This window comes from Ruegeria sp. HKCCA4008 (assembly GCF_013033125.1).
In the GTDB taxonomy this organism is placed as follows: domain Bacteria; phylum Pseudomonadota; class Alphaproteobacteria; order Rhodobacterales; family Rhodobacteraceae; genus Ruegeria.
On the sequence record NZ_WQDM01000001.1, the window covers coordinates 394,002 to 408,151 of the forward strand.

At 59.4% G+C, this 14,150-nt stretch carries 15 protein-coding genes; 9 read left to right on the plus strand and 6 right to left on the minus strand.

All coding sequences use genetic code 11. From position 1 onward, the window contains the following. Position 1: 1 nt before the first annotated feature. Positions 2 to 466: a (2Fe-2S)-binding protein gene (locus GOW60_RS01950; protein WP_171228042.1), complete on the minus strand. Its 465-nt coding sequence runs from the start codon at positions 464 to 466 to the stop codon at positions 2 to 4. Positions 467 to 607: 141 nt separating this feature from the next. On the opposite strand from GOW60_RS01950, the gene GOW60_RS01955 reads away from it, so the two are divergent. The 5 genes from GOW60_RS01955 (at position 608) to GOW60_RS01975 (ending at position 4,728) form a co-directional block, all read left to right on the plus strand. Then, positions 608 to 1,210, plus strand: coding sequence for a TetR/AcrR family transcriptional regulator (locus GOW60_RS01955; RefSeq protein WP_171228043.1), 603 nt, complete (start codon positions 608 to 610; stop codon positions 1,208 to 1,210). A 138-nt stretch (positions 1,211 to 1,348) separates the two neighbouring features. Further along, a complete protein-coding gene (gene dusA, locus GOW60_RS01960; RefSeq protein ID WP_371813318.1) occupies positions 1,349 to 2,344 on the plus strand; it encodes a tRNA dihydrouridine(20/20a) synthase DusA in 996 nt (331 codons plus the stop codon). Positions 2,345 to 2,359: 15 nt separating this feature from the next. Further along, complete coding sequence (locus GOW60_RS01965; RefSeq protein WP_171228045.1) at positions 2,360 to 3,184, plus strand: sulfite exporter TauE/SafE family protein; 825 nt, start codon at positions 2,360 to 2,362, stop codon at positions 3,182 to 3,184. Continuing rightward, complete coding sequence (locus GOW60_RS01970) at positions 3,181 to 3,963, plus strand: hypothetical protein (RefSeq protein WP_171228046.1); 783 nt, start codon at positions 3,181 to 3,183, stop codon at positions 3,961 to 3,963. Before GOW60_RS01965 ends, GOW60_RS01970 begins: the two co-directional genes overlap by 4 nt. A 36-nt stretch (positions 3,964 to 3,999) precedes the next feature. After that, the gene (locus GOW60_RS01975; RefSeq protein ID WP_171228047.1) at positions 4,000 to 4,728 is read left to right on the plus strand and encodes an STAS/SEC14 domain-containing protein; all 729 of its coding nucleotides are present in this window, start codon (positions 4,000 to 4,002) and stop codon (positions 4,726 to 4,728) included. A gap of 653 nt (positions 4,729 to 5,381) precedes the next feature. Here the strand turns inward: GOW60_RS01975 and GOW60_RS01980 are convergent. The 3 genes from GOW60_RS01980 to ccmI are packed head-to-tail and all read right to left on the minus strand — an operon-like array spanning position 5,382 to position 7,314. Next, a complete protein-coding gene (locus GOW60_RS01980; protein ID WP_152458393.1) occupies positions 5,382 to 5,615 on the minus strand; it encodes a DUF1289 domain-containing protein in 234 nt (77 codons plus the stop codon). Between the two features lie 17 nt (positions 5,616 to 5,632). Next, positions 5,633 to 6,097: a Holliday junction resolvase RuvX gene (ruvX, locus tag GOW60_RS01985; protein WP_152458392.1), complete on the minus strand. Its 465-nt coding sequence runs from the start codon at positions 6,095 to 6,097 to the stop codon at positions 5,633 to 5,635. Next, positions 6,094 to 7,314: a c-type cytochrome biogenesis protein CcmI gene (ccmI, locus tag GOW60_RS01990; RefSeq protein WP_171228048.1), complete on the minus strand. Its 1,221-nt coding sequence runs from the start codon at positions 7,312 to 7,314 to the stop codon at positions 6,094 to 6,096. Before ccmI ends, ruvX begins: the two co-directional genes overlap by 4 nt. A gap of 176 nt (positions 7,315 to 7,490) precedes the next feature. On the opposite strand from ccmI, the gene GOW60_RS01995 reads away from it, so the two are divergent. The 4 genes from GOW60_RS01995 (at position 7,491) to GOW60_RS02010 (ending at position 12,781) form a co-directional block, all read left to right on the plus strand. Beyond that, complete coding sequence (locus GOW60_RS01995; protein WP_171228049.1) at positions 7,491 to 8,735, plus strand: sarcosine oxidase subunit beta family protein; 1,245 nt, start codon at positions 7,491 to 7,493, stop codon at positions 8,733 to 8,735. Between the two features lie 75 nt (positions 8,736 to 8,810). Then, positions 8,811 to 9,140, plus strand: coding sequence for a sarcosine oxidase subunit delta (locus GOW60_RS02000; protein WP_152458389.1), 330 nt, complete (start codon positions 8,811 to 8,813; stop codon positions 9,138 to 9,140). A gap of 67 nt (positions 9,141 to 9,207) precedes the next feature. After that, complete coding sequence (locus GOW60_RS02005; protein WP_171228050.1) at positions 9,208 to 12,222, plus strand: sarcosine oxidase subunit alpha family protein; 3,015 nt, start codon at positions 9,208 to 9,210, stop codon at positions 12,220 to 12,222. Continuing rightward, positions 12,215 to 12,781 carry a sarcosine oxidase subunit gamma gene (locus GOW60_RS02010; protein ID WP_171228051.1) on the plus strand — a complete coding sequence of 189 codons (567 nt, stop codon included), beginning with the start codon at positions 12,215 to 12,217 and terminating at the stop codon, positions 12,779 to 12,781. Before GOW60_RS02005 ends, GOW60_RS02010 begins: the two co-directional genes overlap by 8 nt. A gap of 32 nt (positions 12,782 to 12,813) precedes the next feature. Here the strand turns inward: GOW60_RS02010 and GOW60_RS02015 are convergent, their stop codons facing one another. After that, positions 12,814 to 13,245, minus strand: a complete 432-nt coding sequence (locus GOW60_RS02015) for a hypothetical protein (protein ID WP_171228052.1) — start codon at positions 13,243 to 13,245, stop codon at positions 12,814 to 12,816. A 62-nt stretch (positions 13,246 to 13,307) separates the two neighbouring features. Beyond that, positions 13,308 to 14,069 carry an FkbM family methyltransferase gene (locus tag GOW60_RS02020; RefSeq protein WP_171228053.1) on the minus strand — a complete coding sequence of 254 codons (762 nt, stop codon included), beginning with the start codon at positions 14,067 to 14,069 and terminating at the stop codon, positions 13,308 to 13,310. Positions 14,070 to 14,150 lie beyond the last annotated feature (81 nt).

Below are 14,150 nucleotides of genomic sequence, written 5' to 3' on the forward strand. Positions count from 1 at the left end.
ATCAGGCCTCCAGAATTTCAGACGCGCGCTGGATGCCGGCGCGAATGCGTTGATAGGTGGCGCAGCGGCAGGCATTGCCGGACATGTACTCGTCAATCTCCTGGACCGACGGTTTCGGGTTCTCGGACAACAGCCCGACTGCCGACATCACCTGGCCCGACTGGCAATAGCCGCACTGGACGACATCCAGTTCGACCCAGGCCTGTTGTACCGCGGCACCGATCTTGTCGTCACCGACAGCTTCGATGGTCGTGACTTCGGCGTCTTCGACGTCTTCAATGAATGTCTGACAGGAACGGACGGGCTCGCCATTCACGTGCACGGTGCAGGCCCCGCAGGATGCCACGCCGCAGCCGAATTTCGTGCCGGTCAGTTTCAGTTCGTCTCGGATCACCCAGAGAAGAGGCGTTCCGGGTTCGGCATCAACCTCGTGGGTCGCGCCGTTCAGGTTCAATTTAAGAGCCATGATGAGGGGGTCTCCTGTTGGTGCTGGTTTCCGCAATTGGTAAACTCGCGGGTTTACTCATGGCATATAATTTCGCCCTTGTAAACTCCTGCGTTTACCTAGTGTTTGACCGGGGCACGTCAATAGGTCTATAGCTCTGACATGAACGAATGCAGCGCACAGAATGCGTCCAAACGCGCACAGATCATCGAAGCTGCCGTGGCCGAGTTCCAGGAAAAGGGCTTTGCCGCGGCCAGTATGGATCGCATTTCAGCAAGGGCCGAAGTGTCCAAGCGTACGTTGTACAAGTACTTTGAAAGTAAAGAAAACCTGTTCCGCTCCATCGTGGTCGAATTGTCCAGCCGCTTTGCTGAAGTGCTGGAAATCCGGTATGAAAAAGGTCGCGATATTCGTTCGCAACTGACTGAACTGGCCTGGGCCGAAGGGCGCATTCTGATGCGGCCTGATGTTATCGCAATGGCCCGGATGGTGATCAGCGAAACCTTGCGCAACCCGACGCTTGCGGCGGAAGCGCAGGGCAAGCTGGACAAGACGGCGACGTTCATTGCCATGCTCAAAGATGCGGCCGAGGATGGGCAGCTTCGGATCGATGATCCGGAACGGGCCGGGCGCGAATTCATTGGCCTGATCAAGGCGCGCGCCTTCTGGCCGCTGCTGTTTACGGGTGGGGTGCTCAGCGAAGCCGAGATGACGGAAACGATCGAAGGCAGTGTCCAGATGGTGATGAGTCGATATGGCGTCTGATCGGAAGCAGTTGAATTCTGATGGTCGCCGTCGGGACGTCGTCAGAGGAATGTGTTAGGGCTTTTCGACTTGATTCGGATGGGCAAGGCCGCTGACAGTCCATCGGATTTCGAAGCATAGCAAGACGGAGGCGTTGCTGTGACAGGCAAGGCAACACAGTCTGCGCGTTTAAGCGTGGCACCCATGATGGACTGGACAGACCGCCACTGCCGCTATTTCCATCGGCTGCTCAGCGCGGAAACGTTGCTGTATACCGAGATGGTGACGGCGCCGGCGCTCGTGCGGGGCGGCGCGTTGCATCTGTTGGACTACTCTCCCCAGGAACACCCGATTGCTTTGCAACTCGGCGGCTCTGACCCGGAAGAACTGGCGCAGGCCGCGAGACTGGGGGCTGAGGCCGGGTATGATGAAATCAATCTGAACTGCGGCTGCCCGTCGGATCGGGTGCAATCCGGCACTTTCGGCGCGGTCTTGATGAAAGACCCGGCCCGCGTTGCCGACTGCGTGACTGCCATGCGCGAAGCGGTGAATGTGGATGTCACCGTTAAGTGCCGCATCGGAGTCGATGACCAGGAGCCCGAAGATGTGTTGCCCGCGTTTCTGGGGCACATCAGCGCGGCAGGTTGCCAAAGGGTGACAATCCATGCCCGCAAGGCGTGGCTGCAAGGGCTGAGCCCCAAGGAAAACCGGGATATCCCACCTTTGGACTATGACCTTGTGCATCGGATGAAGGATGAGTTTTCGGATCTTCACATATCGATCAATGGCGGCATCAACACGCTGGACGAGGCAGCCGCACATCTGGAAGCCGGTCTGGATGGGGTGATGATCGGCCGGGCCGCGTACCATCAGCCGGGCGATGTCCTGTCGGATGCTGACCGACGCATCTTTGGTACCGGATCGACGCGTGATCCGTTCGCGATCGTTCAACATATGGTGCCTTATGTGGAACGGCACCTTGCCAATGGCGGGCGCCTGCACCAGATCACGCGTCATATGTTGGGCCTTTTCGCAGGTCGTCCCGGAGCCCGCGCATGGCGGCGCGCCTTGTCTGAAGGGGCTGTGCAGGATGGGGCCGGACCCGAGGTGATGCTGCGGGCGCTGGATCATGTGGCGCCCATGGCAGAAATTTAAGCGGCAGGGGGAACGATGCCCGAGACGATGTTGCTGGCCCAGATGCTGGGCCTTTTGCTTGCAATCGGAGCGCTGGCCGGCGTGCTTGCCGGATTGCTGGGGGTCGGCGGTGGAATCGTCTTGGTGCCCGCCTTTTTCTATGCGTTTCAAACTCTTGGCTATGGCGGTCCGCAGTTGATGCAACTGTGTCTGGCCACGTCGCTGGCCACGATCATCGTGACATCGGTCCGATCCGTTCTTGCGCACAACAAAAAGGGTGCGGTGGATTGGGATATCCTGCGCGGCTGGGGGCCGGGGATCGTCGTCGGTGCGATCATCGGAGTTCTGGTTGCCTCGGCCCTGCGGACCGAAGCCTTGCAGGTGCTGTTCGGCATATTGGGAATGGTGATCGGGGCCTATCTGGGGCTGGGTCGTTCGGAATGGCGGCTGGGTGATGTTATGCCCGGTGGGGTAAAGCGGGCCATCCTGTCCCCCGCGGTCGGGTTTCTTTCGGTTCTGATGGGAATCGGCGGCGGTAGTTTTGGTGTGCCGCTGATGAGCCTCTACAACACGCCGATCCACCGTGCCGTCGCAACCGCCGCCGGGTTTGGTGTGATCATCGCCGTGCCCTCGGTCATCGGTTTTTTGTTTCTGGATATCGCACCGGAACACCGGCCTCCGCTGACCATCGGGGCGGTCAATCTGGTGGCCTTCTGTATCGTCGTGGCAATGACGATGATCACCGCGCCCTGGGGGGTGAAGCTGGCCCATGCGATGGATCCGAAACCTTTGAAGCGCGTTTTCGCCGTGTTCCTTACGCTGGTGGCGCTCAATATGCTGCGCAAGGCGGTGGGTTTGTGAAGGATTTTGACGTCAGGGGCTGGGTGAAATTCCCGTATGATCCAGTGCTTGCGGCCTGGGTGGGACATGCGCTGCCTGCCGCACGGGCCGCGGTGACGGACCCGGCCCATGCTGACTGGCTGGATTGTGACGGAACGTGGTTCATCGGTGTTGACGCGTTGCCCAATGACGCTCAGGGCAGGGTTGGCCAATCGGGGCCTTTGGCCGGAACCGCCATGTCATTCATTGCAGGGCGTTACGGGCAGTTGCCGCTTCACAAAGGCCAAGTCTCGGTTACGCATCCGGGATATCCACGCCCGCGTCGCGGGGAAAACGAAGCCGCCGCGCGGTATCGCAGAAATCGGGACGCGGCCCATGTGGACGGTTTGCGCCCGATGGGGCCGGATCGTCGCCGCCGGGTGGATGAACCGCACGCCTGGATTTTGGGCATACCGCTGACCGAGGCCAGCCCGGATGCGTCGCCCATGGTGTTGTGGGAAGGCAGCCATCATATCCTGGGCGCGGCGTTCAGGCACGCCCTTGCGGGGACGCCACAAGAGCGTCGGCATGAAGTCGATGTTACGGATATCTACCAATCCGCCCGTCGCGAGGTTTTCGAAACCTGCCCGCGAATCGAACTGCCGGCCAAGCCGGGCGAGGCTTACGTGCTGCACCGCCACTGCCTGCACGGGGTTGCCCCTTGGGCGGAAACGGCAAGCGCAGGGCCGGATGGACGGATGATCGCCTATTTCCGCCCGGAATGCTCCGGGGGTGTGGCGGAATGGATCGAATCCACGTAACCTCCTGTCATTGTTTGGCTTTGGAGGTTTTGACCGATGATTACGGTCCATACGAATTCTGATGGTGCATTGATAGAAGTGGAGTTGTCGGGGCAAGTCACCAGCGCCGACTATGCCGATGTCCTGGTTCCTGCAATCGAAGCAGCGCTGACAGAACACGATTCCGTTCGGCTTTTGACCATCGTGCAGCCAGAGTTCAAGGGGTATGATTTGGGCGCGGCCTGGTCCGACACCAAGCTGGGGCTCAGCCACTGGCGGGGGTTTGACCGGATCGCGGTTGTTGCCGATCAGGGCTGGGTGCAAACCAGCATCCGATTGGCCGCCCCGATCCTGCCATGCCCCGTTCAGGTCTTTGAACTGGCCGAGCTTGAAGCCGCCCGGCGCTGGATGCGCGAGTCGCTGGGATCCATTCACGTGACCGATCTTGAGGGCCCATGTGTGCAGATCAGCCTTTTGGGAAAACTGGACCCCGAGGAGTACAAGCAGGCCGAGCGCGACCTGGACGCTTTGTTGCATGACCGCTCCGGGTTTCGGTTGCTGATCGACCTGCGGGAATTTGACGGCTGGCAGGGGTTGTCCGCTCTTGCAGCGCATTTTCGTCTGGCCAGTCGCCACATCGGACAACTGGATCGCGCGGCCATCGTCGGGGACAAAAGCTGGCAGCACATGGCACAACGTGTCGCCAGTCATGTATTGGGCACACGGACTCAGTTCTTTCCGTCCGAGGAAATCGAAAACGCTAAAACCTGGCTGGCCGCGGGATAAGGCCCTGCTCTGCGCCTCAACCTGCATCCTGTGATATTGCAGCCAACAGGCGGCTTGCGTGCTTTGTTCTCTGGTCAGAACAAAGCACCTTTGAGCGCGAATTGACCAAATCTGATTGGCTTTTTTCGCGGAACGACACGCACCACATGTCTTGAAACCGGTCTTGATGCCGTACCGGTCCAGAATTGTGACGTAAGGGAACTGGTGGGTTTTTCCGTGGAATTTCTGACCTTAAGGTCAACACGGACCAAAAACCGTGTGTTTTCCCCCTAAATTTGACCGGAAATGCCCTTACCTACGCCCTGTCGCTGCGGGCCTCCACTCACGTTGAACAGATGCGTTCATGAGCTGGCCCCTTTAAGGAGCTCGAACTCGGCCCGCGGCGGCACAGTTATTGGAAGCGGGAAGTTTGCGATGACACTTAGGTTATTGATGGAAAGATTTGCGGCACGCAAGACGACAGTTTTCAAGGCGGACAAGACCAGCACGAAGCATGTCCAACGTGCAGCGAAAAAATACGGGACTGCAAAAACAAGCAGATCCGAAATCGCGGCACTGTTCGAGTCAGAGCTGCGCGGACAAGACACAAACTGGTCGGTCCGCGACGAATCCAATGACCACAGGGATACGTCCCCAAAGCAGGCTGGCTGACTTCAGGAACCGTTTATGCGCGCTGCACGCCCGCCACGACGTTTGCTGAGGCGCGGCTTTCTGGTTGGTAGATCTTCCATGATTTCGGCGCGTTCGCTGCTGTCCATCTTGGACCAACGGGTGATTTCGTCAATCGTGCGATAGCAGCCGGTACAGATGCGTTCAGTCGGGTGAACGACACAGATCTGGACACAAGGGCTTTCGACCTCATTCCTTTTCCAAACCATATTCGTCATCACTGGTCTCCGACCCGTTACAAAAAGCGCAGCCTGTCCAACGCCCCTTGCAAGATATAACTGGCCGCAACGTGATCAATAACCTGTCCGCGACGTTTTCGTGTCGTATCCGCCTCAAGTAGTGCTTTTTCTGCCGCAACCGTGCTGAGCCGCTCGTCCCAAAATCCGATGGGCAATTCGGTCAGGCGGGACAAATTGCGCGCAAATGCCCGCGTTGACTGGCATCTTGGCCCTTCGCTGCCATCCATGTTCTTGGGCAGGCCCAGCAAGATGCCCCCGATCTCGCGATCGGTGACAATTTCGATCAGGCGCGCGGAATCGAGCGTGAATTTCTTGCGCCGTACCGTTTCCAGCGGGCTGGCGACACCGCGCATGCGGTCGGACACGGCGACGCCGATTGTCTTTTCCCCAAGGTCCAGCCCCATCAGGGCACTCATCGGTTGCAGCGCAGCTGCAAATTCTTCGAAAGCGTCATGGATCATTGAGCGATCCCGGCTTGAAGGGCCGCCGCATCGATGATCTGCAACGCCTCTGAATTGCCGGCAAAGACCTCCATGGCCTCATCGCGAATATCGATGGCACGCTGGCCCTGGCCAAGAACGCCCAATGCGGCGATCAGGCGGGCCCATTCCTCGGGGGATCCGCCTTCTGTCGCCAGCCGATCAGACAGCTGGTCCACCATGCCCTGAATCATCTGCTGCCGTTCTTCGGGGCTCAGCTCTGCGGCGGCGGCCATGTCTTCCTCGCTGGGGCCGGGCGCTGTGCTCAGATCCGGTGCATTGAAAACGCCGGCCCGAAAGGCAAGTTCGTCGATCTGAGCCCGAATTGCTTCGGCCCAGGGCGCACCCGCGGGAGAATCCTGCAACGTTTCGACCCAAATGCGATAGGCAAGGTCCGGCCGCCCGATCTGGGCCAGCATCTGCCCCCAATAATAGCGCGCCGGGCCGTGACGGGGGTCACGGTTCAGCGCTTCGATCAGCGCCTGTTCCGCTTCGGGTGAGACATACCCACCTGCGGCCAGAATCATCATTTCAGCCAGATCCGCATAGGTATCAGCCGTGGCGCTGTCTCCGGACAGCTCGATCACCTTTTGCTGCGCGGTGTACCCATCCTTGAAGTTGCCCGCATTCGTCTCGTGTTGCGCCAGTAACATCTGACCCTGCAAATCGTCCGGCCGGCTCGCAACGGTTTCCCGCAACTGCTTCAGCAGGTTGGCATAGCTTTCTTCCAGCTGCGCTGGTCGAGGTGGGGTCGCCAGTTCTTCCGCGGCGCTTTGGGATGGCCGGCTGGCGCGCACTTCCTTGGCCAGTTCAAGCCGGGCGGTCAGCGGCATGTCAGGTAAACCCACGGCCCCGGTGCGATGATACATCGCCAATGCTCCGCCGATCAGAAGCAACGAGATCGCCAGGATCGACAACACCGAAACCGCACGAGATGGCCCGGCGCCGGCACCCTCTTTCTTCATTTGATCATCTGCGGCCAGTATGCGACGGGAAATTTCCGTGCGCACCCGTTCAGCGTCGGCCTCGCCAATGACCCCGCGCGCCAGATCCCGGTCCACACCGGCCAACTGTTCGCGATAAACCCGCAGATCGTATGCCGCCGCGGGTTCATCCCCACGGCGTTTGCGCAGCAGGGTAAAGCTGAGAAAAGCTGCGATCAGCAGCGCGACAAGAAAAATCAGAACCCAGAACGTCATGGTCCCTCCGAGGATGCTGCCCTGACTTAGACCTGTGAGGCGTCCGACAAAAGGGACAAATGGCCGCGAATGAGCGACATGTCGCAATAGTGCGATATTGCGGCGTTGCACGGCAGGGTTAAAATGCCGTCACACGGCATATCTGCGCCCAATCACCGAACCGGATGGATTCGCACATGAAACACTATTCAGCCTTTGCTGTGGCGCGGGAAGCTCTGCGCTATCACACCGGATGGGAGCGCGCCTGGCGCTCACCCGAACCCAAGAAGCGCTATGACGTCATCATCGTTGGCGCTGGCGGTCATGGTCTGGCGACCGCGTATTACCTTGGCAAGAACTATGGCATCCAGAATGTCGCGGTTATCGAAAAAGGCTGGCTGGGCGGCGGCAATACTGGTCGCAACACGACGATTATCCGTTCGAACTATCTGCAAGACCCGTCTGCGGCGATCTACGAGAAATCGCGCAGCCTTTACGAGGACCTGAGCCAGGAACTGAACTACAACATCATGTTCAGCCCGCGCGGTGTCATCATGCTGGCGCAGACCCAGCACGAGATCCGCGGCTACCAGCGCACGGCCCATGCCAACGCGCTGCAAGGTGTCAAGACGGAATGGATCGGCCCCGAGCGCGTCAAGCAACTGGTGCCAATCATCAATCTGGACGGCCCCCGGTATCCGGTTCTGGGCGGCCTTTGGCAGGAACGCGGGGGCACTGCGCGCCATGATGCAGTGGCTTGGGGCTATGCGCGAGCCTGTTCGGCGATGGGTATGGATATCATCCAGCAATGCGAAGTCACCGGTGTGCGCTCGGACAAAGGTCGCGTTGTCGGGGTCGATACCACCAAGGGTGCCATCGATTGTGACAAGCTGGGCATCGTCGTCGCGGGCCATTCGGGTCAGTTGGCCGAGATGGCGGGCTTCCGCCTGCCGCTGGAAGCCGTCGCGTTGCAGGCACTGGTGTCCGAGCCCATCAAACCCTGCATGGATGTGGTCGTGATGGCCAACACCGTGCACGGCTACATGTCGCAATCCGACAAGGGCGAAATGGTGATCGGCGGTGGAACCGACGGGTTCAACAACTTCACGCAGCGCGGGTCATTCCACCATATCGAGGAAACGGTGCGGGCGCTGGTCGAAACCTTCCCGATGATTTCGCGCCTGAAGATGCTGCGCCAGTGGGGCGGGATCGTGGACATGACCGGTGACCGTTCGCCCATCCTGTCGAAAACACCGTTGCAGGGCTGCTTTATTAATGGCGGCTGGGGCACAGGTGGTTTCAAGGCGATTCCGGGTTCCGGCTGGGGGATGGCACAGTTGATGGCGACGGGCCATTCACCGCTGACCGAAGCCTTCTCGATGGACCGCTTCAAGGAAGGCCGCTTCATCGACGAAAGCGTCGCCGCCGGGGTGGCGCACTAGGGGGATTCCCGAAGGTGCCAGAAAACAGAATTCAGGTCGGCCCCCGTGCCGACCGACCGCCAAAAGGATGACAACATGCTAATCCTGAATTGCCCCTATTGCGGCGTAGACGCCGAAGAAACCGAATTGGCCGCCGGCGGCGAAGCGCATCTGAAGCGTTTCGGTCCGGGCTCGTCCGATGACGAATTCCACGACTATCTGTTCATGCGTGAAAACCCGAAGGGTGTTCATTTCGAGCGCTGGCGGCACGCCAATGGCTGCGGCAAGTGGTTCCACGCCGCGCGCTGCACGCAGACACTCGAAGTGTTCGGCACCTATTCCGCGCAGGTCACCGAGCCGCCGCAAGACATCAAGGATGCCATCACTGCCAAACGGCCCGGCTGGACGTGGAGAGAGTTCTCCTGATGCTTCATCTTTTCAAAAATACTCCCGCCGGAGGCTTTGACGCCTCCACATGCGAAAGGCCCGCACAATGAGCACCCGTCTCGCAAAACAAGGCCGGCTGATTGACCGGTCGAAAAAGGTCACATTCACCTTCAACGGAACCTCGATGCAGGGCTATGAAGGGGATACGCTTGCCTCGGCTCTGCTGGCCAATGACCAGATGATGGTTGGCCGGTCGTTCAAATACCACCGTCCCCGCGGCGTTGTCGCCAGCGGCGCGGAAGAGCCGAACGCGCTTGTCGGCCTGGGGCAGGGCAACCGGTTCGAGCCGAACCAGCGTGCCACGACGACCGAGGTGTTCAACGGCTTGACCGCGATTTCACAGAACCATTGGCCAAGTCTTGAATATGATATCGGTGCGGTGAACACGGCCTTTGCCCGGTTTCTGCCGGCCGGTTTCTACTACAAGACGTTCATCCACCCCAAACCTTTCTGGAAACACGTCTACGAACCGTTCATCCGGCAGTCGGCGGGATTGGGCAAGGCGCCCGACAAAGACAACCGGGATGCCGACACCTATGAACATTTCTACGCCTTTACCGATGTTCTGGTGATCGGTGGCGGTGTGGCTGGTTTGCAGGCAGCCAAGGCGGCGGCACAATCCGGTGCCAAGGTCCTGCTGATCGAGCAGACCGCGCATTGGGGCGGTCGCGCTCCGGTTGACGGCGGCACCGTGGATGGTGAGCCTGTGGATAAGTTCGTGGAGCAATTGGTTTCCGAACTCGAAACAATGGACAACGTCATCATGCGCACGCGCTGCATGGGAGCGGGTGTTTACGACCATGGTTATGTGTTGGGATACGAACGCCTGACGGATCACACGCCGGGCGTGCAGGGCCCGCGCCACCGCTTGTGGCGTATTCGCGCCAAGCAAATTGTAACGGCAACGGGTGCAATTGAAAGACCATTGTCCTTTGCTGGCAACGATGTTCCAGGTGTGATGCTGGCATCGGCCATGCGCGACTATGTCGTGAACTGGGGGGTTACTCCGGGCGATCGGGTCATCGTCGCCACCAACAATGATGACGCTTACCGCACCGCGATTATCCTGAAACAGGCAGGTGTGGATGTTTTGCGCATTGTTGACGCACGCGCAACGGCCGGACCTTTGGCAGAGGAAGCTCGCCAGTTGGGTATCCGCGTTGATCCGGGCAAGGCCATTGCCAAGGTCAAGGGCGGCAAGCGCGTCAAGAAAGTCGCCATCTGCAACCAGGAAGGTGTTGGTGGCGCGCGTGAAGAGGTTGAGGCGGATGCAGTCGCGATGTCCGGCGGCTGGTCTCCGGTCGTGCACATGTGGTCCCATTGCGGGGGCAAGCTGATCTGGGATGATGCGAACGCGCATTTCCGGCCGGATCCTCAGCGTCCGCCGCTGGGGGCCGACGGCAAAGGGTTCGTTGTTGCTGCTGGCGCGTCCAACGGTCCTCTGGCGTTGCAAGATGTTTTGACAGACGCCCATGCCGCTGGTAAGGCGGCTGCCAAGGCGGCTGGCTTCAAGCCCAAGAACACCAAAGCGCCCGCAGGGGAAACAACCGCCGAAGCGCCGATGGAAGCGGTCTGGCTGATGCCGGCAAATGCAGAAGTCCAATTGCGCATGAAATCCTGGCTGGATTTCCAGAACGACGTCAAGGTTTCTGACGTCCAACTGGCCGCGCGCGAAGGGTATGAAAGCGTCGAACACACCAAGCGCTATACCACGCTGGGCATGGCGACAGATCAGGGTAAGTTGAGCAACATCAACGGATTGGCGATCCTTGCTGATGCGCTGGAATCCGAGATTCCCAAGGTTGGCACAACCACCTTCCGCCCGCCCTATACACCCATCTCGATGGGTGCGATCGGCGGTGAGGCCCGGGGTGAGGTCTTTCAGCCGATCCGTTGGACACCGATGCACAACTGGCACGACAGGAACGGCGCCGACTGGGAGCCGGTCGGTCACTGGCGCCGGGCCTATGCCTATGTCCGCCCCGGTGAATCCGTGCATGACGCGGTCAATCGCGAAGTCAAGAACACCCGCGAGAATCTTGGCCTGCTGGATGCCTCGACGCTGGGCAAGCTGATCGTCAAAGGCCCGGATGCCGGCAAGTTCCTGGACATGATGTACACCAATATGATGTCCACGCTGAAGGTCGGCAAATGCCGCTATGGCCTGATGTGTTCGGAAAACGGCTTCCTGATCGACGACGGCGTTGTCGCCCGCATCGACGAAGACACATGGCTGTGCCACACCACCACCGGCGGGGCCGAGCGTATCCATGGTCACATGGAAGAATGGCTTCAGACCGAATGGTGGGACTGGAAAGTCTATGTCGCCAACGTGACCGAGCAATACGCGCAGGTCGCCGTGGTCGGCCCCAATGCCCGCAAGGTGCTTGAAAAGCTGGGCGGCATGGATGTCAGCAAAGAGGCGCTGCCGTTCATGGAATGGCGCGATGGCAAGATCGGAGGCTTCGATTGCCGGGCCTACCGCATTTCGTTCTCGGGCGAGCTGTCTTATGAAATCGCTGTTCCCGCCAGCCAGGGTCAGGCGTTCTGGGATGCCTTGATGGAGGCAGGCAAAGAGTTCGGCGTGATGCCGTATGGAACCGAATGTCTGCACATCCTGCGGGCCGAGAAGGGCTTTATCATGATCGGGGACGAGACCGACGGCACCGTGATCCCGCAGGATCTGGGGCTACACTGGGCGCTGTCCAAGAAGAAAGAGGATTATCTGGGCAAACGTGCTCATTCCCGCAGCCACATGGCGGATCCTGAGCGTTGGAAACTGGTCGGTCTCGAGACTGTGGACGGATCGGTTCTGCCGGATGGTGCTTACGCGGTGGGCGAGGGCGTCAACGCCAACGGTCAGCGCAACATGATCGGCCGTGTGACGTCGACATATTACTCGGCCAATCTGGGCAAAGGCATCGCCATGGGGCTGATCAAACACGGCCCCGACCGCATGGGTGAGGTTGTCGAGTTTCCGGGCACCGACGGCAAAACCTACAAAGCCAAGATCGTGGACCCGATCTTTTATGACAAGGACGGGGAGAAGCAGAATGTCTGAACCCATCAGCGCATTGAACCACGCCAGCTATGACGGCATCGCCAAGGTCCAGGAATGCGGCCTACAAGGCATGATAACCCTGCGCGGCGACCTGTCCGACAAGGTGCTGGCCAAGGCCGTCAAGGATGCAACCGGTCAGAAAGTGCCGGGTCAGCGCCAGGTGCTTGTGACCGGCGATACCGGCGTGGCTTGGATGTCGACCGACGAGTTGCTGGTTCTGGTGCCTTATGCCGAGGTCGAAGCCAAACTGGCCGACATGGTCGGTGCCCTGAATGGCACCCATGCTTTGGCGGTCAACGTCTCGGATGCCCGCGCCGTATTCAGCGTCTCTGGTGCCAGCGCAAGAGAGGTGCTGGGCAAGGTCGCACCTGTCGATTTGTCGGCGGATGCATTCCAGCCTGGCCAAATCCGCCGCACGCGTCTGGCGCAGGTGGCCGGTGCTTTCTGGATGGATGATGAACAGACCTTCCGCGTGGTCTGCTTTCGTTCCGCTGCGGATTACGTGTTCAAACTGCTCAAGGTGGCAGCACAGCCCGGCAGTGAAGTCGGGGTCTACTGAACAAAAAGCCCCGGTTCATCCGGGGCTTTTTCTTACTTGACTGTCGAACAGGTGCCGACTCCGAAAGGTTTGTTGGCGAAATTTCCCTGAACGAACGCCATGCGAACGGCGACCGTATTGTCGGATGTTTTCAGGTTCGCCTGATATCGAACGCGGACATTGCCGCCGGCAACCATTTTTTGATCGAGGTTCCAGATAATACGATATCCTTTGGCGCCGCGGTCTTTGAATTTTGCCTTGGCCCAATCCTGGTACGACGTTGCGGCCATCGCCGAAGCCGCGGCGGGGTCGATCCGGAACGCATACTCTGGCGCAATCCAGCCATGGGCGTCCTGTTTGGTCATCTTGCAATGATAGGTAACCGTTTCTGCGGCAGCGGTTTGTGCAAGAAATGCGGCGACTGCAATCGGTAAAAGTCTTTTCATTTTATCCACTTGGGTATGATTCTTTGTAAGTGCACTCAAACTGATACACCTCAATGCCGCAAGCGGGACCTCGCGTGAACGAAGAAAAAACGCCAGACGTTCTACCCATGCAAGAGAACGGTGTGAAAACGGTTCAGGCCGTCTTCGGTCAGCAAGTCCGAAACCTTTACAGGCTGCGCCTTGTCATCCGACAGCTTTGCGTAATAACCCAGTTCATCCATCAACGCGCTGACACGTTCGTGCCTCAGGTCTTCCGGAAGCAGAGGTGCGTGAAGAGACAGAAGAAGGGCGGGGCGGTGTTCCTTCAGCCAGGCGGACAGAGTGGGGGCAACAATGAACTCCGCGCCTTCGATGTCCATTTTGACCAGCGATACCCGTGACAGGTCGTTTGCCTTTTCGAATTGGTCCCAGGCGATCGTCAGCGCGTCAGACCCATGCGCCCCGTCGTGCAGAAGCGAACTGGTGGAATCCCCGGGTTCACCGCGCACAGAGGCCATGCGTGCCACGCCAAATCGATCTGACAGGGCGACCCCGAATGCCGAAACGTTCTGAATGCCGTTCAGATCAAGGTTCCATGCCAGATGCCGAAACGCGGTCGGGTCAGGCTCAAAACACCAGACATGCCGTGCCCTTCGCGCACCATACAGCACCGTCGGGCCAATCCACGCGCCGATGTCCAGATAGTCGCTTTGAGGGGACAGGAACCGGTCAAGAACTGCAAATGTTTCAGGTTCCCAAGCGCCCGCAGTGGCTTTGCGCCAGAATTTCGAATGGTACGGGTCCAAACGAAACGGCTCGCCGTTCAGATTGCCCGCATAATATCCGCGGGCGCGATAGAACATCTTGCGCGCCTGTGTCAGCATCGCCTGCCTCCGGGTTTTCTTGCCACGCCCCTTGACCTGCGGCGGCTGTCAAAGCATTTAACCTTGGGAACCGCAACTTAC

Excerpts from the sequence above, each read along its gene's own strand:
- GOW60_RS02005 (WP_171228050.1), top strand. The coding sequence starts at position 9,208 with ATGAGCACCCGTCTCGCAAAACAAGGCCGGCTGATTGACCGGTCGAAA.
- GOW60_RS01955 (WP_171228043.1), top strand. The coding sequence starts at position 608 with ATGAACGAATGCAGCGCACAGAATGCGTCCAAACGCGCACAGATCATC.
- GOW60_RS02020 (WP_171228053.1), bottom strand. The coding sequence starts at position 14,069 with ATGCTGACACAGGCGCGCAAGATGTTCTATCGCGCCCGCGGATATTAT.
- ruvX (WP_152458392.1), bottom strand. The coding sequence starts at position 6,097 with ATGATCCATGACGCTTTCGAAGAATTTGCAGCTGCGCTGCAACCGATG.
- GOW60_RS01995 (WP_171228049.1), top strand. The coding sequence starts at position 7,491 with ATGAAACACTATTCAGCCTTTGCTGTGGCGCGGGAAGCTCTGCGCTAT.
- GOW60_RS01975 (WP_171228047.1), top strand. The coding sequence starts at position 4,000 with ATGATTACGGTCCATACGAATTCTGATGGTGCATTGATAGAAGTGGAG.
- GOW60_RS02000 (WP_152458389.1), top strand. The coding sequence starts at position 8,811 with ATGCTAATCCTGAATTGCCCCTATTGCGGCGTAGACGCCGAAGAAACC.
- GOW60_RS02010 (WP_171228051.1), top strand. The coding sequence starts at position 12,215 with ATGTCTGAACCCATCAGCGCATTGAACCACGCCAGCTATGACGGCATC.
- GOW60_RS01950 (WP_171228042.1), bottom strand. The coding sequence starts at position 466 with ATGGCTCTTAAATTGAACCTGAACGGCGCGACCCACGAGGTTGATGCC.
- ccmI (WP_171228048.1), bottom strand. The coding sequence starts at position 7,314 with ATGACGTTCTGGGTTCTGATTTTTCTTGTCGCGCTGCTGATCGCAGCT.
- GOW60_RS01965 (WP_171228045.1), top strand. The coding sequence starts at position 2,360 with ATGCCCGAGACGATGTTGCTGGCCCAGATGCTGGGCCTTTTGCTTGCA.
- GOW60_RS01980 (WP_152458393.1), bottom strand. The coding sequence starts at position 5,615 with ATGACGAATATGGTTTGGAAAAGGAATGAGGTCGAAAGCCCTTGTGTC.